The following is a 26,726-nucleotide window of genomic DNA, read 5'->3' as shown; positions in this document are numbered from 1 at the left end:
GTCCGCCCCCGGATCCGGGGGCGGACCCGACCCCGAGCGGAGACCGGAACCCGAACTCGGCGGGTGCTTCGGCGCGTTCGGCCGGGGGACCTCGTGCTATCGAACGCCCTCGATGCTCAGCCAAGTGTCGCCGTGCCGGGGCCCGCGAGACCAACCGACGGTCTCGAAGGAGTGCAGTCGGCCGCGAAGCAGCGCGTGGCGGGGCAAGGTGACCCCGAACTCCTCGGCGATCGCCCGGAGCATGTGCTCCTCGCCGGGGCAGCGCTCGCGCTTCGCCGACCCGACCGCCGCGACCTCGGCGAGCATCGGGTCCGGATCGAACGTCCGGGGCAGCGTGCCGACGCGGTCCACGATCGGCGCGCGTGGCGGCCTGTCCTCGGTCGACCCGAAGTCCGGCGGCATCGTCACGGTGAGGGCGTACCCGATCTCGCCGTCCCGGGCCATCGAGAGGTGGAAGGCCGGCGGCTCCCAGGGCCCGCCGTCCTCCCGGCGGGAACCGGGGACGCACCACACCACCACGGCCCGCGCTCCCGAAGCGGACCGCGAGGCCCGGGCGGCCGGGCTCCGCAACCGGTCCGCGTCGGGACCGGCGGACTCGGGAGCGAATGCGAAGCCCCACCCCGGCGCCCCCGTCCGGCCCACCACCATCACGGCGCGGTCGTCCCAGGGATCGGCGGAGCGCCGGTGCTCCGACTGCCTCCGGCGCTCGTTGAGCTCGTTCGAAGTGGCGGGGGCGGCAAGCCCGTTCTGCTCCTCGTGGCCGAACAGGTCCACGAGCCGCGCCGGTTCGATGCCCTCGACCAGCACGAAGCGATAGCCGCCGCGGAAGGGCCAGGTCTCCCCGGCGAGCCAGTCCAGGCCCTCGGGGTCCCGGTCGGGCACCGGCTCGGGCGGCACACCCGCACGGCCCGCGCGGGGTGTGGCGAGCAACTCCCGGCCGCGCTCCGGCGTGATCACCGGGGCGAGCAGCGGATCCGCGAGCAGACCGACCGGCGCCACGACGTCCCCGGCGGGCGGGATCCACTGCGTGAGGCCGTCGCGCAGCACCCGCCAGGCCCCGTCGGTGTCGCCCCACCGGGCCGCCTCACGCGCCCGCAGCACCACCGCGCCGAAGGGGCCGGCGGGCTCGTAGACGAAGCCGCCGTCGGCGATGCTTCGGGCCAACTCGCGCACCTCGACCGGTTGTTCCTCGACCACCTCCAGTGGCCGTCGCCACGGGTGGCGGATCTCCCGGGCCAGGCGCGCCGGTAACGTCTCGGTCCGATGGGCCGGGTTCATCGGCAGGTGGTACACCCTCGACCAGGCATCGTCCCGTCCGAGGAACGCCTCCAGTTGGCCGCCGAGTTCGCACGCGCCGGGGCGACCGAACCGCTCGGCGCGCGCGAAGACGTCGACCGTCCGCTGCCATTGCCCGGCGAGCAGGTCCTCGCGAGCCTGCTCCAGCTCCGCGTCCAGCGCTCGGGTGGTGTCGTTGACCATGCCGCCGTCGGCCGCCAGGGCGTGGAACTCCCGATATTTGTCGTGCATGAAGGCGCGGAAGGAATCGAAGCGCTCCGCGGGCATGGCCTTCCAACTGTGCCAGGAGTAGACCGCCCATTCGCCGTCCGGGCCGACGTCGCCCGGGTCGAGCATCAGGATGCCCGCGTCCGCCTCGGCGTCGATGTGCAGGGCCCGGTGCCACAAGCGGGAGCGGTGGATGTCCTCCTCGGTGGGTTCCTCGCCGTCCCCGAGGTAACCGTCGCAGCCCGTGTACCGCTCGGCTTCCGCCTCGTCCAGCGGCGCCACCTCGGCCGTACCGGCCAGTCGCATCACGAAGTCCCCCGCGTTCAGCCACCCGTCGGTGAGCGCGAGGAACGAGCGGTACGAGGGCGGCAGGCGTCGACCGATCCGCGTCTCCAGCGCGGTCAGCCGCTCCTCGTCGGCGCCGGGGAAGCCCAACCACCGACCCCGGCACGCCGCCAGATCGTCACCTTCGAGCTCGTCGGGGTCCTGCGCGTCCGCCCACTCGGCGCTCCAACGCGCGAGGAAGTCGAGCCAGTCGTCCTCACGATCACGTTCGGTCATGGTCATGCACCCGATGGTCGCAGTCGCCTCCGACGCCGGACCGCCCTCCACCATCGGACCGTGTGCAGAACGCCTCTTCGCTAGACGCGCTCCAAGGGGTGGTGCGGGGTGGGTGGGAGTTCGACCTCGATGGGGTCGTGCGGACGGACCGGTCCGCCATGGCGGACCACGGCCATGATTCCGGACTTGAAGGTGAAGTCTCCCGAGATGGGGTCCAGGGCGAAGACCTCGCCGAGCAGGCCCTTGCGGAAGTCGTTGATCTTCGCGCACGGGTTGCGCAGTCCCGTCACCTCGAGCACCGCCTTGTCGCCCAGGTGCAGGAGGGCGCCGGTGGGCAGGCCGAGCAGGTTGACGCCGCGGGTGGTGATGTTCTCCCCGAGTTGGCCCGCGGCGACGGCGAAGCCCTTGAGCGCGAGTTCGTCGAAGAGTTCGTCGTGCATCAGGTGGACCTGGCGCAGGTTGGGCAGATCCGGCTCGTAGGTCATCCGGAACTGATGGCGGATCGTCTCACCCGCGTGGACATCCCCCTCGACGCCGAGGCCGGCGAGCAGGGTGACGGACTCGCGATTGGGTTTGCCGAACGAGTACGTCGCGTTGGAGCTGACTGCCGTGACCCGGCCGGCCATCCCTCACCCCGCCTCTTGCCCACCCGTCTGCCGAGCCGATCCTACCGGCAGGGGCCGTCACCGACGGTCCCCGGTCGTCGGCTCACGCGCCGACGAGCGGGGAGACCGAGGGGTGCGGGGCCGGCAAGTGGCTTACGCGGCAGGGTGATCGGCCTTGCCGTGGTGGGTCAGTCGACGAGGTAGTCGTCGAGGTCCGGTCCCTTGGTCCAGTTCCAGTAGTCCACGAGGCGCCAGGGGCCGGCGGTGTAGACCTCGCCGTCGGCGTTCTTGAAGTAGGAGTGCTTGATGGTCGGGTGCGACCAGACCAGTTGCCGGATCGCGGCGCGGTGTCGGGCGACGTAGTCCCCGTGGGCGGTGTGGGTGGGTTCGAGGGCACGGGCGCCGCGCTCGATCAGGATGTCGAGGCAGGCCGAGATGTACTGCATCTGGCATTCGGATTGGAAAATCAGGCTGCCCCCGTGGGCAAGCGCGGTGCCGGGGCCGTACATGCAGAAGAAGTTGGGGAAGTTCGGCACCGTGATGCCGAGGTACGCGGTGGGTGTCTCGCCCCACTGCTCGGCGAGGACGACGCCGTCCCGGCCGACGACGTGCATGGGGTAGAGGTATCGGTTGGCCTGGAACCCGGTGGCGTAGACGATGATGTCGACCTCGTGGCGCGTGCCGGCCGCGGTGACGACGGCGTCCTTGTCGATGCGCGCGATGGGGTCGCGGACCAGGTCGACGTCGTCGCGCTTGAGGGTGCGCAGCCAACTGCCGTTGTCCTGCAGGGTGCGCTTGCCGGTGGCCGGGTAGTCGGGCAGGACCTTGGCGAACAGTTCCGGGTCGCCGCCGACCTGGCTGCGGATCCATTCGGTGAAGATCTCGCGGGTGCGGTCGTTGCGTTCGCTGACGGAGCGGTCCTGGTGCGGCCATTCGGGGTCGATGCGGGCACCTTCGAGCGCGCCGTCGCTGCCCGGCCAGAAGATCATGAAGCGGTACCAGCGGCCGTAGAACGGCAGATGCCGCATGGCCCACCGCACGCCCGGGCCGACCTTGCCGTGGTAGTTCGGGTTGGGGAACATCCACTGCGCGGTGCGCTGGAAGACGGTCAGGTGCGCGACGTCCTCGGCGATCGCGGGGGCGATCTGGAAGCCGGACGCACCGGCCCCGATCATCGCGACGCGCTTGCCGCGGTGGTCGACGCCGTGGTCCCAGTGGGAGGAGTGGAACGTGGGGCCGGCGAAGTCCTCGGCACCGTCGAAGTGCGGGATGTGCGGCCGGTTGAGCAGGCCGACCGCGGAGATCACGGCCCTGGCGGTGATCGTGGTCTCCCTGGCGTCGGGGCCGCGGGTGGTGACCCGCCAGGTGCCGGTGGGCTCGTCCCACACTGCCCGGGAGACCTCGGTGTCCCAGCGGACGTGCTCGGCGATGCCGTAACGGTCCATCACATCGCGGAAGTAGCCCTGGAGTTCGGGCTGACGGGCGTAGAACTCGCTCCAGTGGTCGGAGGGTTCGAAGCTGTAGCAATAGAAGTGGTTGCCGACGTCGACGCGGCAGCCGGGGTAGGTGTTCTCGTACCAGGTGCCGCCGACGTCCGGGTTCTTCTCGATGATCGTGAAGGGGATCCCGGCCTGCTTGAGGCGGATGCCCGCGAGCAGGCCGGACTGGCCGCAGCCGATGACCAGCACCGGGAACGCCTCGCGGACCGCGGCGTCCCCCGGGGCGGGCACGGACTCGGCAGGCCGCTCCCCGAGTTGCATGTCCTCCAGCATCATCGGCACGTATTCGGCCGGGATCTCCGCGCAGGCGACCCAGTTCATCATCTCGTGGAGCAGTTCGGGGCCGGGCTGCGGGGGCAGGGCGCAGCCGTTGTCGCGGTGGGCGCGGATGGCGTCCAAGGCCTGGGCCCGGACCCGGGTCTTCTCGTCCTCGGTGAGGAAGCCCTGCACCTCGTTCAGGACGAGGCCCCGTGGGCGGATCGGCCCGCGGATCCACGACGGGTCGCCGGTCAGATGCACGAGCGACAACATCAGGGCGGGGATGCTGACGTCTTCGAGTGCGGCGGCGATGCCGGTGTCGTCGTCGGTGAAGGGAAGTCCGGCGTGCGGGTGTTGTTCGGACATGCTCGTGTGCTCCTGCGCGTGGGGGGTGCGGACAAGGTGCCCGGGGCCGGGCGAGGCGGCCGGCGGGCGTGGCGCGGCCCGCACCCGTTCCCTGTCGAGACAAAGTTCAATCTGAGACAATGTCTCGCAGTGAAGCGCAGGGCCTTCGAAATCACAAGAGGCGTACGACTGCGGCCCGCATCCCCGGCACCGCGCCCCGACGCCCGGGAGGGTGCTCGCTCCGGGTGCGGGCAGGACGCGCGGCGTCGGGTCCGCGTCCCTGCGGTGTTTGGCTCGTCGGGAGATTCCGGTCATCGGTGGTCGGTCCCGGCGACCGACACCTAGGCGGCGCCGCGGAGACCCGAACGCACCCCGGTCGGCACCCTCGTGGTCGGCCGGCACCGTGTCGAAACCGTTGACAGCTCCGGGTGGGAACGGTTTGGGTGGGCGCGTTGCTGTCCGTTTCGTGAGCGACCGGGGGTCGTTCGGGGGAAGGGATCGGTCATGGCGCGTATTCGTAAGGGGTATCGCGGCGAGGGGCCCGGGGCGTTCACGCCGGACGGGTGTGCCGTGGACATGTGGGACCGGCTGAAGGTGCGCGAGGAGCCGGACATGATCGCGCTGGGCGCCCGTGAGGGGGCCCGCACCGTGCTCGAACTCGGCTGTGGGGCCGGGCGGGTGACCCATGCGTTGGTCGAGCGCGGGTGGGAGGTCACGGCGGTGGACGAGTCGCCGGAGATGCTCGATCGGGTGCGCGGGGCGAAGACCATACTGTCCACGATCGAGGACTTGCGGCTCGAGGAGCGCTTCGACGTCGTGTTGTTGGCCTCCTATCTGGTGCACACGGTCGAGCCCGAATCCTGCCGGGCGATGCTCGACGCCTGTCGGGCACACGTCGCGGACGGTGGGGTGGTGCTGATCCAGCGCGAAGGCATCGGCTGGCACGACGAGTTGCCCCGAATCAGCCGACACCCCGGCGGTTCCGTGAGCATCCTCGCCTCCGATCCGATCGGGGACGGGGTGCGCGCGGTGCGCATCGAATACGAATTCCCGGACGCGCACTGGGTACACGAGTTCCGCTGCCGCCCGCTGACGGACCGGGAGTTCGAGGCGATACTGGCGGAATCGAACCTGGCGGTGGACGAACACCTGGACGAACACCGGACCTGGGTACGCGCGTTGCCCCTCGACTGAGCCTCCGTCCGCCGGGGCGGGCCACCGACCGCTCGGCGACTGCCGCGGTCGGGCAGGGTCCGGAGTCGCTCGCGGGGACTCCGGACCGGCCGTGTCGGCCGCAGGTGCGGCGGGCCCCGCCCGCGACACCGTGGTCGGGTGACGCCGTGGCCGGGACCGGGCCTATGTGGTGAGGTCGGCGAGCAGGTCGTCGAGGGTCGTCGTGAGGGCTTGGGAGTTGGCCGGGTCGAACCAGGTGGTGCGGATGCGTTCGTTGCTCCCGTTCGGTGTCTCGTGGTCGGCCGCGAGTTCGTCCAGGGAACGGGTCTCGTCCCCCAGGGAGCGGCCCACGCCTTGGAAGAGGCCGCGGACGTAGCGTTCGGCGTCGCCGGGGGCTATGCCGTGGCCGGCGGCCCACGAGGCGAGCGTGGCGAGATACGCGTAGTGGGTGGTGAGCGTCCCGGTCAACGCGGAGAGGACGTCGAAGGCGGCCTCGTCCGCGACGGGGAGCGCTCCGCCCATCCGGGCGAAGAAGGAGTCGACCGCCGGGTGCGAGGGGTGCACCACCGTGACCGAGCGGCGTTCGCGGATGGTCGGCAGCGGGATGGCTCGGACCAGCGGGGCGCCGGTGCGGAGCGTCCGGCGCAGGTCGTCGTTGCCGACCCCGGCCATCACGTTGACCACGATCGTGCCGTCGTCCACCTCCAGGCCGGCGAGTGCCTCGTGCCGGTCGTGGCGACGTACGGCGATGACGATCATCTCGGAGTGGTCCACCACCTCCTGGTTGTCGGTGCACACTCGTACACCCTCGAAGCGCTCGGACAACTCCGCGGCGGCTCGGGCGCCGCGTGGGGAGAGGAACACCTCCGGCGACTCGTCGGTCCCGTCGCACAGGCCCGTCACGATGGCCCGGCCGATTTCGCCTACCCCGATGATGCCGATGCGCTTCACTGTGTCGTCCTCCTGGGTGCGTGGTGGCCATGGCCCGTGTCGGTCGAAGTCTGTGGTGTCGAGGCGGTGCCGGTCGAGTCCGCAGCGAGGTGTCCCGCTCCGGGCGGCCGGGGTGCGTGTTTCCCGCCCGCTTCGCCAGGGCGCACGCGGGAACGTGAGGACCTCCGCCCGGCGGCCTCGGCCTGTGGGTCCACACCGGGGATGACGAGGAACGTGTGCTTCGTGCCCGGGAATTCCGTATCACGGCGGCAACCGCACGCCTGCCGACCTCGCCCCGCAACACGGTCGCCGGACTCGATGTCACGCCCGCGGCCCGGGCGGTGTCTTCATGTTCGACCGGCAAACGCCGGCAGAGATCGTCCCAGGAGGACATCATGACGCTACGCGTCCCGAAGGCGGAACTCCCCGACGAGCTCCGCGAGAACATGGTCCGGCAGCTCGGCACGGTCGCCGAGCCCGTCGAGGTGGTGTGGCACAGCCCCGCGGTCGCGACCGCCAACCTGGAGTTCTCCGCCAAGCTGGCCGCGTGGGACGCGGCCGACGCGGGCCTGAAGTCGTTCGCGCACATGGCCGTCGCGGCGCAGGTCGGCTGCGCCTGGTGTCTGGACGTCGGCTACTTCCAGGCCCTGAACCAGAACCTGGACCCGACGAAGGCGAGCCAGGTGCCGCGCTGGCGGGAGTCGGACGTGTTCACCCCGCTGGAGCGGGACGTCCTGGCGTACGCCGAGGCCATGACCACCACCCCGCCGACCGTCACCGACAACATGCACGCGAGCCTGATCGACCGGCTCGGTGCCCCGGCGATGGTCGAACTCACCGCCTACATCGCCTTCGTCAACATGGCCACCAGGAACAACGTCGCCCACGGGATCAGGTCGCAGGGTTTCTCCGACACCTGCGAGATCCCGCTCGCCACCGCCCCCCAGCCGTCCGGGGTAGCGTCGAACGCATGATCGACGACCCGTTTGTCACCCACCGCAGCCTGCTCTTCACGGTCGCCTACCAGATGCTCGGGTCGGCGTCCGACGCGGAGGACGTACTCCAGGAGTCCTGGCTGCGGTGGGCCGATGTGGACCGGTCCCAGGTGCGCGATCCGCAGGCGTACCTGGTCCGGATCGTCACCCGGCAAGCCCTCAATCGTTTGCGGACGTTGTCGCGCAGCCGCGAGGAGTACGTCGGCGAGTGGCTGCCGGAACCGCTGCTGACCAGCCCCGACGTGGCCGAGGACGTCGAACTCGCGGAGAGCGTCTCGATGGCGATGTTGACCGTGCTGGAGACGCTCGGGCCGACGGAGCGGGCGGTGTTCGTACTGCGCGAGGTTTTCGACGTGCCGTACGGCGAGATCGCCGAGGCCATCGGCAAGACCTCGGCCGCGGTACGGCAGATCGCACGTCGGGCCCGCGACCATGTGGCGGCCCGGCGACCACGCGTACAGGTGAGCCGGTCCGAACAGCAGGCGGTGGTGGCCCGTTTCCTGCGGGCACTCCAGACCGGGCAGTTGCGGGAGCTGATGGAGGTCATGGCGCCGGACGTGGTCCTGATCACCGACGGCGGCGGAATCGCGGCCGCCGCTCTGGCCCCGATCCACGGGGTCGAGACGGTGGCGGCGGTGCTCGCGCGGGCGAACCGGTCGGCGCTGCTGGAGACCACGGCCGTCTGGCTCAACGGCGAGCCCGCAGGCCGTCTCGACCTCGACGGCGAGCCGTCCACCGTGAGCCTGGTGGTGGAGGACGGGCGGATCACCCGGGTCTACGTGGTGCGGAATCCGCAGAAGCTGACGCGGCTCGACCGGCCGGCCGAACTCGCCAGGTAGGACCGTGTCTCGCCCACGACCTGCGCGGTGACCTGCGGTGCCAGCCTCGGCCGAGACGGCGACCGAGCCGTCTCGGCCGGGTGGGCGCACCGATCACGCTTCGTCGATCACCGCCACGCACCCGGGCGCGTGCGCCGCGCCCGCCGTGTCGCCCCGGGCCGCCGGGGCGAATCCGGCGCGAGCACGTCGTGATGCGTGTTAGGGGGCGTGTCCATCGCGGGTGATCGGCGGCTGTACCCGTCGGCCTCGGCGTCGACGCGGATGCCGGCAATGGGGCGGGAGTGGTTTCATTCGTGGCGAGGTTTCGGTCGGCGTCGGGTTCGGCCTTGGCCGGTTCCGTTGAGGGCGGCGAGTCGGGCGAGGGGTGTTCCCTGGTTCCACAGCCCGAAGAAGTCGCGGTGGACGGCCAGGATGCCGTTGTCCACGGCGAAGGTTGTCGACTGCTTGCTGAACGTACCGGTGGTGACCAGGACGGCGACGTCGGCGGCGAAGTGGGTCTTGGCGCCGAGGAGATCGCGGACCTCCTTGGGGGCGATCCTGCGGGTGGGCGCGTAGCGTTTGCACTGGATCACCGCGAAGCGCCCGTCGGGCAGGCGGCACAACACGTCCGCCCCGTTGTCCCCGGAGCCGCCGACCCGACGCACCTGCGTGCAGCCGTCGTTGCGGCACAGGTCGGCCACCAGTTCCTCGAATTGTGTCCCGGTGAGGGCGTCCACCTCCGCCAGGGTCCGCCGTCGTCCGGCGGCCACCGCGTCCTGGTGTCGCCACCGCTCGTCCGCCGCCCGCGCGGCACGGTGGGCACCCCACAACCGCCGCCCCACCTCCGCGAGGCCGACGACCACCGACACCGCGACGGCCACCCCGCCGCCCCCGACGGCGAACGCGAGCGCCACCACGATCAGCAGCGCGACGATCACCGCCACCCGCGTCCCCGTCGATCGCGGCACCCCTTGCGTCGAACCACGCTTCTGCGGCTGCGTCATGGCGATCCCCCGCGTCGTCGACATCCTCGATTCCAGTGTGGACGCCGACGCGCGGCGCCGGGGCCGGTATGGCGTTTCGTGTGGTTTCGCGGGAGTGGGTGATCGGCGGCGGGCGGGGCGGCGGGCTGTCATCCTGGCGGCCGGGATCACGGGCTCGAGTGGAGGTGGGTCGTGCACGTCGGGGGCGCGTTGGTGGTCGGGATCGGCGGGACCGCATCCACCGATCGGGTACGCGCACTGGTGTGCACCCGGATCGGTGGGCGGGCCGTTGCCGTCACCGGCGGTACGAACGACGAAACGGTGCGGATCTGGGACCTGGTCTCCCGGCAGGCAACGGTGTTGTCCTTCCCCGACCAGGTCGATGGAGTACTGGCGGTGACCCCCAACCGGGCGTTGGTCGTCGGGTGCGGGAACGACGTCGTCGTGTTGGAACACAACCAGGATTGGTGACGGACCGAACCCCGGGGTCGCCCACGACGTCTCGGTCCCGGTTCACATCTCCCGGTACGTCTCGGCCCGTTGGTCAGCGCTTGACCGGCGGGCAGTAGCCGGTCTTCTCGCCGATCGAGTTGATCTCGGCGTTGGGACGCGTATCCCCCGCGTAGTTGATCTGGTCCGTGCACTTCACCCCGGCCTTGTTGGGGGTGCCCGACGGCGTGCCTTCCTTCTTCGGTGCCGGGCAGTGACCCGTCTGCTCGCCGATCGAGTTGATTTCGGCGTTGGGCCTCGGGTCCCCGGCGTAGTTGATCTGGTTCGTGCACTTGACCCCGGCCTTGTTGGGGGTGCCCGGCGGGGTGCTGTGGGAGGAGCCGGAAGGGGTGTCGGCCCGAGCGGAGCCGGGGGTGGCATCGGGTACGGAGGTTCGGGATTGCGGGGTGCCGGTGGAGACGGACGAGCCGGTGGTGGAAGAGGGCGTCTTGTCGCCACCGCCGTTGTCACAAGCCGTCAGTGCCAGGCCGGCAGCCACGATGGCGAGGGTGAACCCTGAAATCTTCCGAACGTGCATGCTCTCGTCCTCCGAGTCGGGCACCGCTCCTGGTGAGCGGGCTCTCGGAGGTTTCAGACACGGGCGCCGTCGGCCCAGTTGCAAGGCGGCGCACGTCAGGACACGTTCGTGACACATCCGCCTGCTTCGTCACGTCGGACCGGACGGCGCGGACGATCACGTCCGTGTCCTCGACGGCCGAGGCCCCGGAGCGCAACGACCACGAGGAGCCGTCGGGCCCGGGGCGTCCCCGGACGCCGCCGTCAGGTGTCCGTCGCGGTCAACGTCGCGAGGCGGAGGGTGAGTTCGCGGTCCTGCTCGTCGAGGTTCCACTTGCCCTCCCGTGCGACGTGGTTGGTGACCCAGAAGACCATGACCCGATCGGCCGGGCGGATCAGGAATCGGGCGTAGGACAGGTCGTTGCCGCCGCTGTGCGTGGCGATCGGGCCTGGAACGCCGGGAGCACCGGGCAATATGGACCAGCCGTAGCCGTAGGACTGGGTCGTGTCGGGGCCTTCGGGCACGTGCGGAGCGAACATCTTCGCCTTGGCCGCGGCGGGCAGGATCGACTCGCCGTCCAGGGCGAGATACCAGCGGTACATGTCGTGCGCGGTGGAGAGCAGGCCGCCGTTGCCGCGCAGGTTCCAGTAGGGGCCGTCGGGCGCCCACGGATGGTCCAACGGGGTGCCGTGGCCGCGACCGTCGGAGTCGTATTCGACGGCGATGTCGTCGCGTCGCGGGTCGGCCGCACGATAGCCGGTGCGGGTCATCCCGGCCGGCTCGAACAGGTTCCGGGCAAGGAACTCGGGGTACGGCGTGCCGGACGCCCGCTCGACGATCGCGGCCAACATCGAGTATCCGACGTTGGAGTACGCGAACATGACACCCGGCGTCGACTCCAGGGGCGCCGCGAGCGCCCGGGTGAGCAGGGCGTCGCGGCTCAGTGGTGCGTAGTCGTCGCCCAGGCTCTCGGGCAGGCCCGAAGTGTGGGTGAGCAGGTGATGCACGGTGATGCCGCGCTTGTCGGCGGGGACCGGCCCCAGGTGGTCGGAGATCGGATCCGTCACCCGCAGCGCGCCGGTCGTCTCCAGCTTCAGGATCGCCGCGGCGGTGAAGGACTTGGTGATCGAACCGATGTCGAAGACGGTGTCGCATCCGGCGTCGATGCCCGCCTCCCGGTTCGCTCGGCCTCGGCCCCGACAACCGACGAGTCCGCCGTCCTTGGCCGTGACCACCGCCCCTCCCGCACCGGACGGCCAGTGTTTGTCCAGGTACGCGGCAACGGCCGCCGCCCGCGCGGGCATCGGCGCGCCGGCCGTACCCGTGGCACCGGCCGTGGCACTGCCCGCCGCCCCACTGGCCCGCACGGAAGCGGAAGCGGAAGCGGAAGCCGAGGCGGAGGCGGAAGCCCCTGCCCTCTCGTGGTCCTCCCTCCCGCCCGAGCAGCCCGACAACGCCAGCGCCGCAGCCGACGCCCCCGCCACGAACGCGAACCGACGTCGACGCACACATGGGATCCGTACCACGGCGTCCCCCCGAAGTACCGGACGCGGACCTCCCGCGTCGTCCCCACCACGCTACGAATCGGCGACACCGGGCGTCTTCCCACACGAGAGCCAACTTCGGTTCCCCGCATGGGGGAAAACAAGACACCCGCCTCCCCCGCCCGAGGGACCGCCGAACCGGTGACCTGCGCGGCGGTTGCCATGTCGTACCGCGCCGCCGGCCCGACCGCGGAGGACGCTGATCGGATGGTGGCGCCAGGAACGAGACCGGATCCGAACGACGAGCCGCCGTCCGCCGAACCGGCCCGATCCGAAGGCCCGCCACACCCCACGGGATCCCACGCCGCCCCACCGCCCCCGCCGCCCGCCTCCCGAATCCGCCGCCTGCTCGCCCGCCCCTACCCGACCACCCCGCCGAACACCCGCCGCGTGGTCCGCCGTTGGCCCGACCTGATCGGCATGTGCGTGGCCACGGCGTTCCTCTGGCTGTCGCTGACCCCGTCCCTGCTGCCGCGTCCATGGCCCTGGCAGGGCCTGATCGGTGGACTGGCCGGAATCGCCGGATACGCCCTCGGCGTGCTCGCGGCCACGGCGATCCGCGCGTGCGTCGCGCGCCGCCCCGGCGAGCGGTTCCGGGTGCGCGCGTGGTGGGCGTACTACCTGGTGGCCGGCATCGGGACGGTCGCCGGCCTGGTGTGGTCGGCGCAGGCCCAGCGCCGGCTGCGCGCGCTCCAGGGCCTGAACCCGTCCTCGCCCTGGAACGGCCTGATGATCGTGGTGATCACCCTCGGCACCGGGCTGCTCCTGCTCACCCTCGCCCGCGGCCTGCGGCTGGCGGCCCGCACGTCGATCCGCTGGTTGGGCCGCCGGCTGCCCCGCCCGCTGGCCTACGTACTGGGGCCGGCCGCGGTCACCCTCCTGGTCGTGGTCAGCCTGCACGACGTGGTGTGGGAGCGCGGCTTCATCGGATTCGTCGACCACACCGCGAAGGCGATCAACGGCGCCATCGACCCCAACCTCCCCCGCCCCGACTCGCCGCTGCGCTCCGGCGGCCCGGGCTCCCTCGTGTCCTGGCACAGCCTGGGCGCCAACGGCCGCAAGTTCGTCGCGCAGGCCACCGACCCGGCGCTGATCACCCGGTTCACCGGCCGACCCGCCGCCGTCCCGATCCGGGTCTACATCGGCGAGAACCCGGAGGACGAGGACTTCCGCGAGGCCGCCGACCTGGCCGTCCGCGAACTCGACCGCACCGGCGCCTGGACCCGCGCGGTGCTCGCCGTGCAGGCGACCACCGGCAGCGGCTGGGTCGACCCGAACCTGGCCGCCCCGCTGGAGTACATGTACGCCGGCGACACCGCGACGGTCGCGATCCAGTACTCGTACCTGCCCAGTTGGATCTCCTTCCTGGTCGACCGAGGGCGCGCCGAACGTGCCCAGCGGGCCCTGTACCACGCGGTCCGGGCACGGTGGTCCGCGCTGCCCGCGGCGGATCGCCCCAGGCTGGTGCTGGGCGGCGAATCCCTCGGCGCGTACGCCACCGACGCCGTCTTCGCCGACCCGGCCGAACTCATCGCCGGCGCCGACGCGGTCGTGCTGGAGGGACCGCCGTTCGCCAGTCGGCTGTGGAATCGCATGGAGGACGACCGCGACCGGGGCAGCCCGGTGTGGCGGCCGGTGTACGACGGCGGCCGGCACGTACGCTTCGGCCAGTTCCCCGCCACGGACCTGCGCCGCCCGCCCGGCCCGTGGGAGCGACCGCGGATCGTCTACCTCCAGAACGCCTCCGATCCCGTGGTGTGGTGGAGCCCCGACCTGTTGTTCGACAAGCCCGCGTGGTTGCACGCGCCGCTCGGTCCGGACATCACCCGCGAGGTGCGCTACTACCCGATCATCACGTTCTGGCAGACCACGGTGGACCTCGCGGTGTCCTTCGGTACCACCGCCCCGCACGGCCACCGCTACGGAAACGGCGCCGCGGTCGCCTGGGCGGCCACGCTCCCACCCCCGAACTGGACGGACACCGACACCGACCGACTGCTCGCCTTCATGGCACAACACCCGCTCCGCCATTAGGCATCGGGGGCGGGGAACCCGAACGCGTCCGGGCCCGCAACCAAGGCGTCATGTACCGCGTTTCCCGAGAAAAGTGCCTTGGTCGGCGGAATCCGGGGCGCATACGCTGGCTTCGCCGCGCGCGCGGACAAGCGGACACCATGTGCCACGTGGACGGACCAAAGGAACCGAAAGAATCCTCGGGAGCCTCCAGTGAGAAGCACGAGAACTGTGCTGTGCGCTCTGCTCGTCACCTGCACCGCCGGCCTCTCGCCCGTCGCCGCCTCGTCGGCGGCGGCAGCGTCGGCGTCGCCGGCGGGTCGGAGCGCGTTCGCCCTGTCCAGCACCGCCTTCGTCGACGGCGGCCTCATCCCCAAGATCCACGAGTGCACCAGCGGCGGCGGCAACGACCCCGCGAAGAAGAACGAGTCCCCGCCACTGGCCTGGTCGGGTGCTCCGGCTGGCGCCAAGAGCTACGCCGTGGTCATGCGCGACCTCGACAACGCCGACCTCATCCACTGGGTCGCCTACGACATCCCGGTGAACACGACCTCGCTCCCGCAGAACGTCGAACACGCCTACCGGCCGTCGGTCCCGGCCGGAGCCCGGCAGGTCTACTACCGGGGAAGCGCGAGTCTCTTCGGCTACCAGGGCCCCTGCTCGCCCTCGACGATCAACACCTACGAGTTCGTCGTGTACGCCCTCGACCGCACGTCGTTGACCGAACTGAACTCCGCCTCGTCCACCCGGACCGCCGCCCGGACGATCACCGCCGCCTCGATCGGCTCGGCCGGGATCAGCGGCGAATCGTAGCCCCCGCCGCCCCGCCCCAACGACCGCGGTGGGGCGGCGGATCGGGCCACGATCCGTCGAACTCGTGGGGGTGCGGCGGTGGTTGCCGTCCGTCGGCGGACGGGCGGCTCACCGCCGTGCGGCGTCGTAACGCCAGAACGGGCGTACGGCGAGGGCGCCCACGACGACCAGCAGGATGCACACCAGCGCGCTGCCCGACCAGGCGATGACCAGTGTCGTGCTCGCCGCCATGGCTCCCGCGCGCAGGTCGCCGAGCCGGGGGCCGCCGGTGACGACGACGGTGAAGACACCCTGCATGCGTCCGCGCATCTCGTCCGGCGCCCACGTCTGGAGGATCGTCTGCCGATAGACGGCGCTCACCAGGTCCGCGGCGCCGGCGAGCACGAGGAACAGGACGGCGAGCCACAGCGTGTGGGTGAGCCCGGCCAGCGTGATGGCGGTTGCCCAGCCGACCACCGCGAGGGTGAGCGCGACGCCCTGACGACGGATGCGCGCGATCCATCCACTGCACAGGCCCGCCGCCAGGGAACCGATGGCGACCGCCGAGTACAGCACGCCGATGCCGCCGTGGAAGCGGGTGGCGGCGGCCTCGGGGAAGAGCGCGTTCGGCATGGCCAGCACCATGGCGGCGATGTCGACGGCGAACGACATCAACAACACCGGACTGCCGCCGATGAAGCGAAGTCCCTCGACCACGGCGCGTATTCCGCTGCCGATCGCCGCCCCCGTCGGTTCGATGGCAGGCAGCCGAAACGTCGAGTACAGGGAGAGGGTGAACAGGACCGCGTCGGCGGCGTAGGCGTAGCCGAAGCCGTGCGGGAGGGTGAGCAGGACGCCGGCGACGAGCGGCCCCAGGATCTGGCCGATGTTGCCCACCGTGAAGCTCAACGTGTTGGCGGCGGGGACCAGTTCGGACGGCACGATGCGCGGGATGATCGCGCCGCGCGCCGAGGACGCCGTGGCGAAGCCGGCCGCCTGGACGGCGACCAGGACCAGCAACAGCACCTCGGACCGGACGTTCAGGAGCGTCTGGGCGAGCAGCGCGATCGTCACCACCCAGGTCACGAGCGACGACCACAGGCAGAGCCGGCGACGATCGACCCGGTCGGCGATCGCTCCGCCGTACAGGCCGAACACGAGGATCGGCACGAATCCGGCGAGGCCCGCCAGCCCCACGTACAACGACGAATGCGACATCTGGTAGATCTGCACGGGGACGGTGACCTCGGTGACCATCGTGCCCACCAGCGACGCGCCCTGACCGACCAGCACCCGCCGATAGGCAGGCACGGCCAGCGGGCGGGTGTCCACGGCCGCGCGACGAATGCCCCCGGCCAGGCGGCCCGCCCGAGCCCGCGGCTCGTTCGTCGACTGGCGGTCCGGGGCCTCCGGTGCGGTGCTCACGACGTCACGCTGTCACGAGTCCCCGCCGGCCTGCTTCCATTAATCTGCCTATTCATGTCGCAGAACCGCCGGCACCGGTCGATCGCCCCCGCCACCGCGCACGCGCACGCCGCCGGCGAGTTCATCAGCCGCCATCGGCACCCCTACCACCAGCTCATCTACGTCAGCGCCGGCGTGCTCGCAGTCCGCACCGGGCAGGGTGCCTGGGTGGCCTGCCGGGACCGTGCCGTCTGGATCCCGGCGAACACGTGGCACGAACACCGGGTCTACGGGCACAGCTCCGTACACACCCTGGGCTTCGCGTCGGACGACACGCCCCTGTCCGTCGACTCGCCCACCGTCGTGGCCGCGGACGGTCTGCTGCGCGAACTCTTCGTCGCCTGCACCGAACCGGACCTGCCGACCGCCGAGTCACGGCGGCTCCGGGCGGTCCTCAACGATCGGCTGCGCCGCGCCCACGTACGACCCCTGACCCTGCCGACGGCCCGGGACCCGCGACTGGCGCACGCCTGCCGGGTGGTCGAGGAGGACCTGAGCCGGCCCCGGACCATCGCCTGGCTGGCCCGCCACGTCGGTGTCGGCGAACGAACGCTCACCCGGCTCTTCCGCACGGAGTTCGGCACGACGTACCCCCGGTGGCGGACCAACACCCGGGTCTTCCACGCCATGATCCAACTGGCCGAGGGAGCCGACGTCACCACGACGGCCCGCCGCTGCGGCTGGGGCACGACCAGCGCGTTCATCGACACCTTCGCCCACACCATGGGCCAGACCCCGGGTGCGTACCGAAGCGTGGCGCTGCACGAGGCCGACACCGGCCCATCGACGGAGGACCCGGCCCCGAGCCGCCCGACGCCCGACCGATCCGGCCGGGCCCCCGGTGCCGACCCTGCGCCCCCGACCACGACATCCGCGCCCGATTCACACGGACCGGCATGAACGGCACCCACGGGAGGAGCACGCCGGGGTGACGACCCGTTCGGCCCGCCGGGACGACTGTCAGCCCTGGCCCAGCACCAGTCGCTGAGCGGAGCGCACCGGTCGGCCGAAGTGGGCGCAGCGCTCCTCGAAGCCCGGCGGGAGCCACGTGCCGCCCAGGAGCCGGGGGTGGGACGGGAAGGCCGCGAGGGCCGCCAGCGCGAAGACCAGGGACGCCCAGGGAGTGGCGAGGCGCACGTTCATGTAGCCCTTGCCGTACATGTCGTGGTAGCGGGCCTCGAACACGCCGGCCTCGGGCAGGTCGATCTGGTCGAGGCCGGTGAAGCCGAGGCTCAGCGGATTGCGGGGGTGGGCGAGGTACGCCGACATCCGCGTGATCGTCAGTTCGCCGCCGCCGTCGTGCACCCAGCGCGGGACGGTGTCCTGCTGCGCGCGCTTGCGACGCGCGGAGTTGCTCAGGGCGGTGAGGGCGAGCGCACCGACCACGAACCCCGGCCTGCCGACCGCCGCCACCCCGGTGGTGCGGTAACTGCCGTTGCCCACCGCGCGCAGCCTGAACTGCTCCCCGGTGCCGGTCGCGAGCACCCGCTCCCCCGGCTCGATCCGGGCCGTACTCGCCACGAGCGGGCGGCGATCGGCCTGACCGGTGACGACATCGGCCACGATGTCGCAGGTGTGCCACAGGTATTCGTCGGTGTGCGTCCACCCCTCGGCCGCTGGTGGCCCCGTCCGGTTCCGCATGCTTGTCTCCTCGCTCCACGAGCCTGGCACCATGCCCAAGTCTAGGGCCGCGTCGAGCAGTCGGGCCTGGATGCGCTACGGGGTGGTCAGCGTCGGCCGGGCGCCGAAGGCGGGCACAGCTCGGCGAGAACGCTGTCCACCAGAGCCGCCGTGGAGTCCAGGACCGGCAGGATCCGCTCGGCCTCGGCCATGACGAGGGGTATCTCCGTACAGGCGGCGATCGCCATCCGGGCGCCGCGGTCGAGGAGTTCGCGGGCCGCCGCAGCGATGTGGCGGGCGGCCACGGCCGAGTCGCCACCTTCCTTGACCAAGGCGATGGCGCGGTCCACGTGCTCGCGCTGCGTAGCCGTCGAGACCTGGACGACCGTCAGCCCGAGGCCCTGCCCGGCGATCTCGTAGAGGCGGGCGGTACGGGTGCCCCGGGTCGCGAGCACACCGATGCGTTCCACATCCGGCCGGCGTGCCCGACACGACCGGAGTGCGGCGGTGACCATGTCGAGGATGGGCAACTCGGTGTGCTCGCGCAGTTCCCGGACATAGGCGTGGGCCGTGTTGCACGGAATGGCGACGCAGGACACCCGGGCCTGGGCCAGCCAACGCAGGCCCCGGAGCATCCCCGGGACCGGCGAGGGGCCCCGGCCGAGCAGGGCTTCGGTGCGATCGGGGACCGTGGGGTCGGCCCAGATGGCGACCCGGAGGTGCTCCTGGTCGCGCCGAGCCGGCGTGCGTTCGACGAGGCGGCGATAGAAGTGCGCGGTGGCCAGGGGACCCATCCCGCCGAGCACCCCCAGCAGGGGAGGTTCGCCGTCGTCGTGCGTCGGCCCACTCCGCTGCTCGGTGGGCCCCTTCCCCCGCCCCGGGGTGAAGTGACCGGCTCCGCGCCCGAGGTCGCGTGGGCCCTCGTCACAACACCCCGTCGCGCTCCGCGTCATCGTGTCGTCCCGGCAGTTCCCGCCTGCGTTCGCATGGTCGCCAGTCTCGGGCGGCGCCATCCGCTCCCGCTTCGTCCGCGACACCGAACGGCCCGACGCATCTCCGTCCCGGGCTCCGAAGCACCCACCACCGACGACGCCGTATCCCGTCGCGATCGGACAAGCATCGTCCCGGTGCCGTCGAGTGCGGTGTACGCGACGGGTCGCTCGCCCCCGTCACGCCGAGGTGCCGACGGCATCCGGGACGGAAGGTCACTTCATGGATTCCACGCCCGCGATGAGCATGGTCAGGACCGATTCGAACAGGACGTCCGGGGATTCCGGGTCGGATTCGGCCGCGAGGCGTCGCAGGTTCGGGAGTTCTTCGACCGACGGCGTCGTCGGTACGCCGATCCGTCCGGCCGGGTCCGCGCCGGGCGGCGGTCGGTCGTGCCAGGCGTCCCAGACCTCGGTGAAGCCGGAGACTTGGAGCACGGTGATCGACCAGGCCCGGTAGGCGTTCTGCGGGGGCATCCCGAGGTCCAGGAAGAACCCCACGAGTACGTCGTCGGGCCGCAACAGGTCGGCGGACGCGAACGGGGTCAGGTCCTCGGCGCGGGCGAGCGCCAACATGCCCGGGTGGGCGCGGTACCAGGCGCGCTGGACGACGGCCTGCGATTCCTGCCCGCCGCCACCTGCGCGGCCCTGGTCTTCACCACGCTGACGGTCTGGGACCTGGTCGTTCTCGACTGGATCGTCTTCGCGGGCCTGCGTCCTCGCCTGCTGACCCTTCCCGGCACCGAGGGCATGAGCGAATACCGCGACTTGCGGTTCCACCTGGTCGCCGCCCTCAAGGGCAGCCCATTGATCGTCGTCATGGGCGTGCTCGGCGGAGGCATCGCCACTCTGGTCGCCTGACGCCGGCGGCCGGCGCCGACGTCGCGCCCCTTGCGCACCGTGTGGTAACTCCGTTGCCCCGGTGGCGGCTTCCGTCCTAGTGTCGTCCCAGGTCGGCAGCCCATCGCCGACACACCACAACGTGTAGCTCAGCCAGTGGAGCACCGGGCTTGGGACCCGGAGGGCGCGGGGGCGGAACCCGCCACGTTGGCGACATCGGAATGCGGCGGGCGTGGGGTTCGACCGAGAGGGTTCCGGCCGAACACCCGCACGGAGCGGGGCGGTTCCTCTCGTGCGGACCGCACCGACCCACCGACCACGACGTGTGGCTCAGTCAGTGGAGCACCGGGCTCTCAACCCGGAGGGCGCGGGGGCAGGGCCCGCCACGTCGGCATGAACGAGATTCACGTGCGACCCGTCCCCAACCCCGGTTATGCGGATTGGCAGTTGGCCAAGGCCTTCCACACCGCCACGTCCCACGAGAGCGAGGCGACCCGGCGTCGCGCCGAAGAGCGCGTGCACCGCTGGACGCAGGTCGCTCGCGGCATGGCCGACGGCTCGTTGACCATCGGCTCGCGCACACCCGTGCGTGGGCTTCCCGCGTGGGTCACCCCGGAGGTCGTGCGGGGCGGATTCGCCACCGGCGACGCCGCGGCCGGCGGGCCGTGGACCGAGCACGAGGCCGAGGCCGCCGCCCGCGCCGGACTGCGGGCCGGCGATCGGCTCGCGTTGTTCCGGTACTTCCTCACCGACGCGGGCATGGCCGAGCTGCACACGCTGCTCGACAGCGGCCGGTATCACGTCGCGGTGCCCGAGGAGGCCGCGCTGCTCACCATCGCGTGGCTGCTGCGTGCCGGGGACCGCTTCGCGGCGCTCACGCTGCTCGACGAGATCACGCCGTACGCGGACCGCCTCCGCTTCCTGCCGCGCGCCGCCGACACGGTGGTGCCCGACGGTTCCGCCGTGCACCGCGAGTCCGTGGGCTCGTTGCGGACCACCCTCGGCGCGCGGCGGCCCAAGCCCGCGGTCGAGGCGATGAACGAGGCGCTGACCGTGTGGAACCCGTTCGCCGACCAGCTGCTCGCGCACTGGCTGGAGACCGTCGAGGACGGCCGGCTCGGCGCGGTCCGACCGGCGGGCTGGACCGAGCGCGGCCGCGAACTCCTGGAGCGCCACCGGCGTTTGGCGATGCGGCACACGTTGTGCGGCAAGCACCGCAACCCGAGGGAGAACTCCGCGATCCTGCTGGCGGCCCTGGCCGAGGCACTCGGCGACCCGCCGGCCGGTGACGTTCGCGGCGCCGGCACTCGCATCTCGGCCCGCGCCGCCCGCGCCGCCGGACCCCGCGCCGACGTGCGTGCGCGTGCGGCGGCCCGTCCCGGCCTGCTCCGGCACGCCGTCGACTCGATGGTCGCCAAGCGCGGCGCGCCCGGTTCGCCGACGCACACCGAACTGCGGGCCCGTCAGGCCGCGGACGCGTCGACCGCGACGCTCCACGAGTTGGCGCGCGTCCTGATCACCCGGTTGGCGAACCTGCGCGACGACGCGGGCCTGCCCGACACCGCGTGGCTGCTCGTACCGGTGACCGACGAGGAAGCCGCCCGCACCGGCATGCGCGCCGGCAGCCCGATTCCGGACGGCCTGCGTCACCCGGTCGAGCGGGCGCTCAGCGCGCCCGTCGCGACGCTGGTCGAGCGCGGCATCGTGCCGTCGGCCGAGGTGTTGGCCGAGCTGGTCCCACAACTGGTTGCCGCGACGACCGCGTTGGCGTACCACGACCCGGCACTGCGCACGCTGATGACCGCGGAGTACGGGGCGTTCGCCGAGCGTCGGTCGCTGCTGCTGCTCAACCTGGAGCACCAGGTGCGGCTGGAGGAGTTGCCGTGGGTGCAGGCGGTGTCCGCCTACCGGCGGGTGTCGACCGACACCGCGGGGAACGCGCACGAGGCGCTGGTCGAGCTGGGCACGCTGACGGTGCGCGCCTTCCCGGGCACGATCGTGCCGAACCCGCTGCTCCAGGAGCTCGGTTCGCTGGCGCGGCAGGCCAAGGTCGGGGCGGTGTTCACCGAGGAACTCGCGGCGGACATCTTCATGGGCACGTTCTCCGCGAAGTTCCTGCGCGCCGCGCAGAGCGCCGCGGAACTGCTCGAAGGGTCGTTGTACGCGCGGTACTACGACATCGACTACGCCATGATTCGGGGGATCGACGACGTCAAGCGCAAGCGCGGGCTCGCCGCGAACACCTCGGCCGACTTCGCCGCGCTGTGCCGGGAGCGGGCCGGCACCGACCCCCGCAACCGCTGGTCGATCGCCGCGAACGGGACGGTCATCGAGCAGGCGCAGATCCTCACCACGCACAACCTCGCCGCGCTGGTGCACCCCATCGGAGTGGAGCCGGCCGAGGGCTGGGCGGAGCCGGCACGGGGCGCGTACCGCACGGTGTGCCGGCTGGTGCAGCAGATCGCCGGGAACACGCGCACGCTCGGCACGGTCAAGGACGCCGCGTACGCATGGCGGCAGACGCTGTTCTTCCTGTCCCTGTGCGGGGTGGAGGACCAGTTCGCGGTGATCGCGTGGATGGCGCAGGAGACGGCCCGGCGGCCGGAGCACACGGCGCGCCGCCTGGCACCGGTACTGGCGGGCCTGCGCCACGTGTTCACGGGCGGCAGCCTGGACGACCCGGCGGTACCGAACGTCCGACGCTTCGTCGGCTGGGCCACGGACGGCCACTGGATGCGCGACGCCTGACGACCGCACGCCGCGGACCGCGAGCACCTGCCTCGCGGCCGCGGCGCCCCCCATGCCGGGCCTGGCGAGGCCGCCCGAGTGGAACCGAACCACCAAGCCCCTACCGGGGTGTTGCCTGCATCGTCCCGGTGGCATCCGAGTCGGCCCCGTCACCACCGACGGATCGGCTCACACCTACCGCGTGTCCCGACGGTCACCCGCGATCCTGGCCACCACCTCGGCGACGGGAACCCAGTGCCCGCCTCGCCGCCGCACCCACACGTCCCGGATGGCGTGCACCTCACGGCTCGGGTTCGTCGTCTCGACATCGTTCAGATTGGGAAGGTCGTATCGCCGCCCCATCGAGTCGTACAGCACGACCACCTGCGTCGGCTGGTCGTCCAATCCCCCGCGCGTCCCCTCGATCTCGATGCCCTGCACGTCCGGCCAGGCCACCACGCGGGTACGGAACACCCCTCGAATCGTCACACCATCCCGGTCGACGATCGTCGCTCTGACCGCGTACAGGCGGAAAACCCCCACCGACGACAGCCCGAAGAACACTCCCATCCCCAGCGGCCCGACCGAGAACCAGCCCTGCTCCGCGGCCATCCCCACGGTGACCAGAGCGCCCATGGCGAGCATCAGGACCGCGAAGAAGATTCCCAGCCGGAAATCCGCGCGGTACTCCCGCCCGTCCGAACGATCGGCTACCACGACGGCGCGGCGCCGGCTCCCCCCGGGCCGACCGGGCACCGGGCCATCGAGGCGGGGGCGGCGAGGACTACGGCCACGGGATGCTCCACGACTGCTCCTTCGACGGGTGCGACAGCGCCTCGGGACACCGACATCGCGGGAAGCGTCGCGCACGAAAACATGCGCCGACGAGCACGCACGAGGGATCGTCACCAGGCACCCGCAGCCACCGCCGGCATCCACACCCGTCCGCACCCCGGCACCGCGAAGCGAACGGCTCGGGGCAGAGCCCCGGGCCAGCCAAACACACGCGACACCCGCCACGGAAGCTCCCGGCAGTCGACATCGAGAAGGCGCGAAGGTTGCGAACATTCGCGGAAACCGTGCCGCCCGGGCCGACTTCACCCGGCCCGACCGATCCCGTACCGCAGCCCGCGCCAAAGACCACTCGTCGCCCGTCGGGGCGCCGAACGGGGTGCACAGGGTGGGCCGGGGCCGGGTCGGCCGGGTCGGCGCTACTCGGCGGGCGCCTCGGGTCGGACGAGACGGTTGCCGGACCATGCCCCGAGGGTGATGGCACCGGTGCAGGACAGGCCGGCCGCGTTCGCCTCTTCGGCGATCTCGGTGCGATCGACGTGACCGGGCCGGCCCGTCGTCGGCGTGAGGACCCAGATCACACCCGGGTCGGCGAGGGGCGCCACCACACCCGTGAGTTCGTCCGCCAGGTCGCCGTCGCCTGCCCGCCACCACAGCAGGACGACGTCCACGACTTCGTCCGTTTCGTCGTCCACCATCCCGTGGCCGATCACGTCCTCGATGTCGGCGCCGATCCCGTCATCGGTGTCGTCGTCCCGGCCCAGCTCCTGCACCACCATGGATCGCCCGATGCCCATCCTTCGCGCGTGGTTCCGCGCGTCCTCCTCGCGTTCCGACGAAGAGCACCGGCAGGAAGGGGATGGAGACGACCCCGCGGGTGGAATGTGCATTTCCCGATCCCCGATCCTCACTTCGGACGACGAAGTCGACGGGGAAATCGTCACCGGACATCCCCGCGCGAGTATCCACAGCGTGGCCCGGCCGGTGGCAACACTCAAGAGGGCCCGCCTCGTCCGACGTTGCGAAGCCGTGATCCGCCCCGCCGTGCCGCCGCGCTACATCGCTATCCATTCGCTCGAGACGGTCACCTCCTGGAGAAGGTCGGCGAGGGGCTCGACGCCCAGACCGGGGCCGGTGGGGACGTCGAGGTGTCCGTCGGAGAGGACGAACGGCTCGGTGATGTCGGTGGCGAAGTACCGGCTGGAGCCGGACGTGTCGCCGGCGAGGGTGAAGCCGGGCAGTGCGGCCAGGGCCACGTTGGCGGCGCGGCCGATGCCGGTCTCCAGCATCCCGCCGCACCAGACCGGGATGCCGTGGGCACGCGCGATGTCGTGGATGCGGCGGGCTTCGAGGTAGCCGCCGACGCGGCCCGGCTTGATGTTGATCACGGAGCAGGCGCCGAGGGAGATGGCCGCCGCGGCGTCGGCGGCGGACTTGATGGATTCGTCCAGGCAGATCGGGGTGCGCAGCAGCTTGGCCAGTTCGGCGTGCTGGACCATGTCGTCCTTGGCCAGCGGCTGTTCGATCAGTTGCAGTCCGAAGTCGTCGAGCCCGGCGAGTTGTTGGACGTCCGACAGCGTATAGGCGGCGTTGGCGTCGACCTGTAGGACCAGATCGTCACCGAAGCGCTCGCGCACGGCGCGTACCGGGCCGAGGTCCCAGCCGGGCTCGATCTTCAGCTTGATCCGGACGTAGCCCTCGGCGATGTACCCCGCCACCGCGTCGAGGAGTTCGGGCACGGAGTCCATGATCCCGACCGAGACACCGCAGGGGACCCGGTCCCGGGCGGCACCCAGGTAGGAGCCGAACGACTCGTCGGCACAGCGCAGTTGGGCATCCAGCACCGCTGTCTCCAGCGCGGACTTCGCCATCCGGTGGCCGGTGTAGGGCTGTAGCACCCGGCCCACCGCGTGCACGTCCAGGCCGTCCTCCGGCAAGGCGGGGATGAGGAACCTGCGCAGTACGTACTGGGCGCTGTCGACGTACTCGGAGGAATAGCGCGGCTCGGACATGGCCCCGCACTCGGCCCAACCCTCGTGGTCGGCGGTGACGACGCGGACCAGCAGCACATCGCGGCGGGTCTCCACGCCGAAGGAGGTACGGAACGGGGAGACGAGCGGCATCGCGATCCGACGCAGCTCGACACCGGAAATCTTCGTCTTCACGACTGGTGGCTCCTCAAGTACGGGTGGTCAGGCAGAGGTTGTGGTCGTGGGGCGTTGCACCACGTAGCGGCGGCGTTCGTGGAAACCGACGACCCGGGCGCCCTCGGCGAGCAGGCCGCCCAGGCTTTCCCGTACGGCCAGCCGCCAGGCCCGGGCGGCGCCGGGATCGGCGAGGCGCAACGCCTCGATGTCGTCGGGGAGGTCGATGAGTACGGTCTCGGCGTCCGTCGCGGCGGTCTCCGGACGGCCTCGGTCATTGCGGACGCTGTGCTCGGCGCCGGCGGGCAGTTCGATCGCCCCGGGCGGGGCGGGCGCGGTGAGATCCCAGGCGACCAGGACCCGGTCGGACTCGTCGCCGCCGTTGATGACGTCGTGCATCGCGCCGTAGAAGGACCTCAGGTACTCCTCCGGCCGAGCGCCGAGTTTGGTCAGGTTGAAGTAGGCGTTGCGGCGGATGAGCGGGTCGTAGGTCCAGGTGATCCGGCTCAGTCGGTGGGCGAGCGCCCACTCCCGCTGGTGCATCTTGAGGGCCAGGCCCACGCCGCGCCCGACCACGGCGCCGGTGATGTGCGAGTGCAGGCTGGTACCGATGGGTTCGCCGAAGAAGGCGACCGACGCCCCTACCAGGCGTCCGTCCTCGTAGGCTCCGGCCACGTAGTTGCCGGCGTGGGCGAGCGCCCGCATGACCTCGGCGGAGATGGGTGAACTGCCGGGCCGGGAACCCCAGATGTCGGCATAGAGCAGGCTGGCGGCATCGAAGTCCTCCATCATGTGCAGTTCGCGGATCGTGGATTCGTTCATCACAGTGCCTCCGACGGGATCCGGGTGGGCCACGGGCCGGGCGCGGGCCGCCTGCGGGCGCAGGCGCCGATGATCGTGCGGCACGGTCGGGAGACCTCCGGGGTGGGCTGAGGGTCACGCTAGCCACGCGGCCCGGGGCCGAGTTGGTAGCGCGGTGACAACCTGCGCCGCCGATTCGTGCCCCGGACCGAAACGCGGGCGGCGCTGCCCCCCCCCCGTTACCTTTTTCGTGGTCCTGAAATGGGGCTCCTGGCCTCCGGGTCCGGCATGGCTTTTGCCCCCTGTCGAACGCATGACCTGGGG

Annotated in this window: 24 protein-coding genes and 2 tRNA genes; 11 read left to right on the top strand and 15 right to left on the bottom strand. The window is 71.5% G+C overall.

Annotated elements, in window-relative coordinates; genetic code table 11:
- Positions 1–96 precede the first annotated feature (96 nt).
- From ABZ374_RS44770 to ABZ374_RS44760, 3 genes are all read right to left on the bottom strand, one after another.
- The gene (locus tag ABZ374_RS44770) at positions 97–2,070 is read right to left on the bottom strand and encodes an SMI1/KNR4 family protein (RefSeq protein WP_360323709.1); all 1,974 of its coding nucleotides are present in this window, start codon (positions 2,068–2,070) and stop codon (positions 97–99) included.
- A gap of 74 nt (positions 2,071–2,144) precedes the next feature.
- On the bottom strand, positions 2,145–2,690 hold the full coding sequence (locus ABZ374_RS44765; RefSeq protein ID WP_360323707.1) for an MOSC domain-containing protein: 546 nt from the start codon (positions 2,688–2,690) through the stop codon (positions 2,145–2,147).
- A 167-nt stretch (positions 2,691–2,857) separates the two neighbouring features.
- Positions 2,858–4,792 carry an NAD(P)/FAD-dependent oxidoreductase gene (locus tag ABZ374_RS44760; RefSeq protein ID WP_360323705.1) on the bottom strand — a complete coding sequence of 645 codons (1,935 nt, stop codon included), beginning with the start codon at positions 4,790–4,792 and terminating at the stop codon, positions 2,858–2,860.
- 483 nt (positions 4,793–5,275) lie between these two features.
- On the opposite strand from ABZ374_RS44760, the gene ABZ374_RS44755 reads away from it, so the two are divergent.
- Entirely contained in the window at positions 5,276–5,965 is a 690-nt protein-coding gene (locus tag ABZ374_RS44755) for a class I SAM-dependent methyltransferase (protein WP_360323703.1), read from the top strand.
- 162 nt (positions 5,966–6,127) lie between these two features.
- Here ABZ374_RS44755 and ABZ374_RS44750 read toward each other — a convergent pair whose 3' ends face one another.
- Positions 6,128–6,895 (bottom strand): NAD(P)-binding domain-containing protein, encoded by a 768-nt coding sequence (locus ABZ374_RS44750; protein ID WP_360323701.1) that lies wholly within the window; start codon positions 6,893–6,895, stop codon positions 6,128–6,130.
- A gap of 374 nt (positions 6,896–7,269) precedes the next feature.
- On the opposite strand from ABZ374_RS44750, the gene ABZ374_RS44745 reads away from it, so the two are divergent.
- Together ABZ374_RS44745 and ABZ374_RS44740 are read left to right on the top strand one after the other, a co-directional pair.
- Positions 7,270–7,848: a carboxymuconolactone decarboxylase family protein gene (locus ABZ374_RS44745; protein ID WP_360323699.1), complete on the top strand. Its 579-nt coding sequence runs from the start codon at positions 7,270–7,272 to the stop codon at positions 7,846–7,848.
- A complete protein-coding gene (locus ABZ374_RS44740; RefSeq protein ID WP_360323697.1) occupies positions 7,845–8,708 on the top strand; it encodes an RNA polymerase sigma-70 factor in 864 nt (287 codons plus the stop codon). The genes ABZ374_RS44745 and ABZ374_RS44740 overlap by 4 nt, the downstream gene beginning before the upstream one ends.
- A gap of 287 nt (positions 8,709–8,995) precedes the next feature.
- Here ABZ374_RS44740 and ABZ374_RS44735 read toward each other — a convergent pair whose 3' ends face one another.
- Positions 8,996–9,691, bottom strand: a complete 696-nt coding sequence (locus ABZ374_RS44735; protein ID WP_360323695.1) for a restriction endonuclease — start codon at positions 9,689–9,691, stop codon at positions 8,996–8,998.
- Between the two features lie 171 nt (positions 9,692–9,862).
- Between ABZ374_RS44735 and ABZ374_RS44730 the strand changes: the two genes are divergently transcribed.
- The gene (locus ABZ374_RS44730) at positions 9,863–10,141 is read left to right on the top strand and encodes a hypothetical protein (RefSeq protein ID WP_360323693.1); all 279 of its coding nucleotides are present in this window, start codon (positions 9,863–9,865) and stop codon (positions 10,139–10,141) included.
- Between the two features lie 73 nt (positions 10,142–10,214).
- Here ABZ374_RS44730 and ABZ374_RS44725 read toward each other — a convergent pair whose 3' ends face one another.
- Positions 10,215–10,697 carry a hypothetical protein gene (locus ABZ374_RS44725; protein WP_360323691.1) on the bottom strand — a complete coding sequence of 161 codons (483 nt, stop codon included), beginning with the start codon at positions 10,695–10,697 and terminating at the stop codon, positions 10,215–10,217.
- 242 nt (positions 10,698–10,939) lie between these two features.
- Positions 10,940–12,043, bottom strand: a complete 1,104-nt coding sequence (locus ABZ374_RS44720) for a serine hydrolase domain-containing protein (protein WP_360323689.1) — start codon at positions 12,041–12,043, stop codon at positions 10,940–10,942.
- A 567-nt stretch (positions 12,044–12,610) separates the two neighbouring features.
- On the opposite strand from ABZ374_RS44720, the gene ABZ374_RS44715 reads away from it, so the two are divergent.
- Both ABZ374_RS44715 and ABZ374_RS44710 read left to right on the top strand, forming a co-directional pair.
- The gene (locus ABZ374_RS44715) at positions 12,611–14,254 is read left to right on the top strand and encodes an alpha/beta-hydrolase family protein (protein WP_360323687.1); all 1,644 of its coding nucleotides are present in this window, start codon (positions 12,611–12,613) and stop codon (positions 14,252–14,254) included.
- A 192-nt stretch (positions 14,255–14,446) separates the two neighbouring features.
- The gene (locus ABZ374_RS44710; RefSeq protein WP_360323685.1) at positions 14,447–15,046 is read left to right on the top strand and encodes a YbhB/YbcL family Raf kinase inhibitor-like protein; all 600 of its coding nucleotides are present in this window, start codon (positions 14,447–14,449) and stop codon (positions 15,044–15,046) included.
- Between the two features lie 108 nt (positions 15,047–15,154).
- Here the strand turns inward: ABZ374_RS44710 and ABZ374_RS44705 are convergent, their stop codons facing one another.
- Complete coding sequence (locus tag ABZ374_RS44705; RefSeq protein ID WP_360323683.1) at positions 15,155–16,450, bottom strand: MFS transporter; 1,296 nt, start codon at positions 16,448–16,450, stop codon at positions 15,155–15,157.
- 54 nt (positions 16,451–16,504) lie between these two features.
- On the opposite strand from ABZ374_RS44705, the gene ABZ374_RS44700 reads away from it, so the two are divergent.
- Positions 16,505–17,389, top strand: a complete 885-nt coding sequence (locus ABZ374_RS44700; RefSeq protein WP_360323681.1) for a helix-turn-helix transcriptional regulator — start codon at positions 16,505–16,507, stop codon at positions 17,387–17,389.
- Positions 17,390–17,449: 60 nt separating this feature from the next.
- On the opposite strand, the gene ABZ374_RS44695 is transcribed toward ABZ374_RS44700, so the two are convergent.
- From ABZ374_RS44695 to ABZ374_RS44685, 3 genes are all read right to left on the bottom strand, one after another.
- Entirely contained in the window at positions 17,450–18,130 is a 681-nt protein-coding gene (locus ABZ374_RS44695) for a hypothetical protein (protein WP_360323679.1), read from the bottom strand.
- Between the two features lie 86 nt (positions 18,131–18,216).
- Complete coding sequence (locus ABZ374_RS44690) at positions 18,217–18,915, bottom strand: amino acid racemase (protein WP_360323711.1); 699 nt, start codon at positions 18,913–18,915, stop codon at positions 18,217–18,219.
- A 399-nt stretch (positions 18,916–19,314) separates the two neighbouring features.
- Positions 19,315–19,674 carry a hypothetical protein gene (locus ABZ374_RS44685; RefSeq protein ID WP_360323677.1) on the bottom strand — a complete coding sequence of 120 codons (360 nt, stop codon included), beginning with the start codon at positions 19,672–19,674 and terminating at the stop codon, positions 19,315–19,317.
- 6 nt (positions 19,675–19,680) lie between these two features.
- Here ABZ374_RS44685 and ABZ374_RS44680 point away from each other — a divergent pair, with 6 nt between their 5' ends.
- The 4 genes from ABZ374_RS44680 (at position 19,681) to ABZ374_RS44665 (ending at position 22,686) form a co-directional block, all read left to right on the top strand.
- Complete coding sequence (locus ABZ374_RS44680; RefSeq protein ID WP_360323675.1) at positions 19,681–19,959, top strand: hypothetical protein; 279 nt, start codon at positions 19,681–19,683, stop codon at positions 19,957–19,959.
- A 117-nt stretch (positions 19,960–20,076) separates the two neighbouring features.
- Positions 20,077–20,149: transfer RNA gene (locus ABZ374_RS44675), tRNA-Pro, on the top strand.
- A gap of 108 nt (positions 20,150–20,257) precedes the next feature.
- A tRNA-Glu gene (locus ABZ374_RS44670) sits at positions 20,258–20,330 on the top strand.
- A 1-nt stretch (position 20,331) separates the two neighbouring features.
- Positions 20,332–22,686 carry a hypothetical protein gene (locus ABZ374_RS44665; protein ID WP_360323673.1) on the top strand — a complete coding sequence of 785 codons (2,355 nt, stop codon included), beginning with the start codon at positions 20,332–20,334 and terminating at the stop codon, positions 22,684–22,686.
- A gap of 174 nt (positions 22,687–22,860) precedes the next feature.
- On the opposite strand, the gene ABZ374_RS44660 is transcribed toward ABZ374_RS44665, so the two are convergent.
- The 4 genes from ABZ374_RS44660 to ABZ374_RS44645 form a co-directional block, all read right to left on the bottom strand.
- Positions 22,861–23,382 carry a PH domain-containing protein gene (locus ABZ374_RS44660; RefSeq protein WP_360323671.1) on the bottom strand — a complete coding sequence of 174 codons (522 nt, stop codon included), beginning with the start codon at positions 23,380–23,382 and terminating at the stop codon, positions 22,861–22,863.
- A gap of 494 nt (positions 23,383–23,876) precedes the next feature.
- Positions 23,877–24,254, bottom strand: coding sequence for a DUF3052 domain-containing protein (locus tag ABZ374_RS44655; protein WP_360323669.1), 378 nt, complete (start codon positions 24,252–24,254; stop codon positions 23,877–23,879).
- A 258-nt stretch (positions 24,255–24,512) separates the two neighbouring features.
- Positions 24,513–25,622, bottom strand: coding sequence for an o-succinylbenzoate synthase (gene menC, locus ABZ374_RS44650; RefSeq protein ID WP_360323667.1), 1,110 nt, complete (start codon positions 25,620–25,622; stop codon positions 24,513–24,515).
- 27 nt (positions 25,623–25,649) lie between these two features.
- Positions 25,650–26,423, bottom strand: coding sequence for a GNAT family N-acetyltransferase (locus ABZ374_RS44645; RefSeq protein ID WP_360323665.1), 774 nt, complete (start codon positions 26,421–26,423; stop codon positions 25,650–25,652).
- Positions 26,424–26,726: the final 303 nt, after the last annotated feature.

Source organism: Embleya sp. NPDC005971, assembly GCF_040629175.1.
In the GTDB taxonomy this organism is placed as follows: Bacteria; Actinomycetota; Actinomycetes; order Streptomycetales; family Streptomycetaceae; genus Embleya.
Note: the sequence above shows the minus strand (reverse complement) of the source record. Positions and strands in the feature narration are given on the sequence as shown.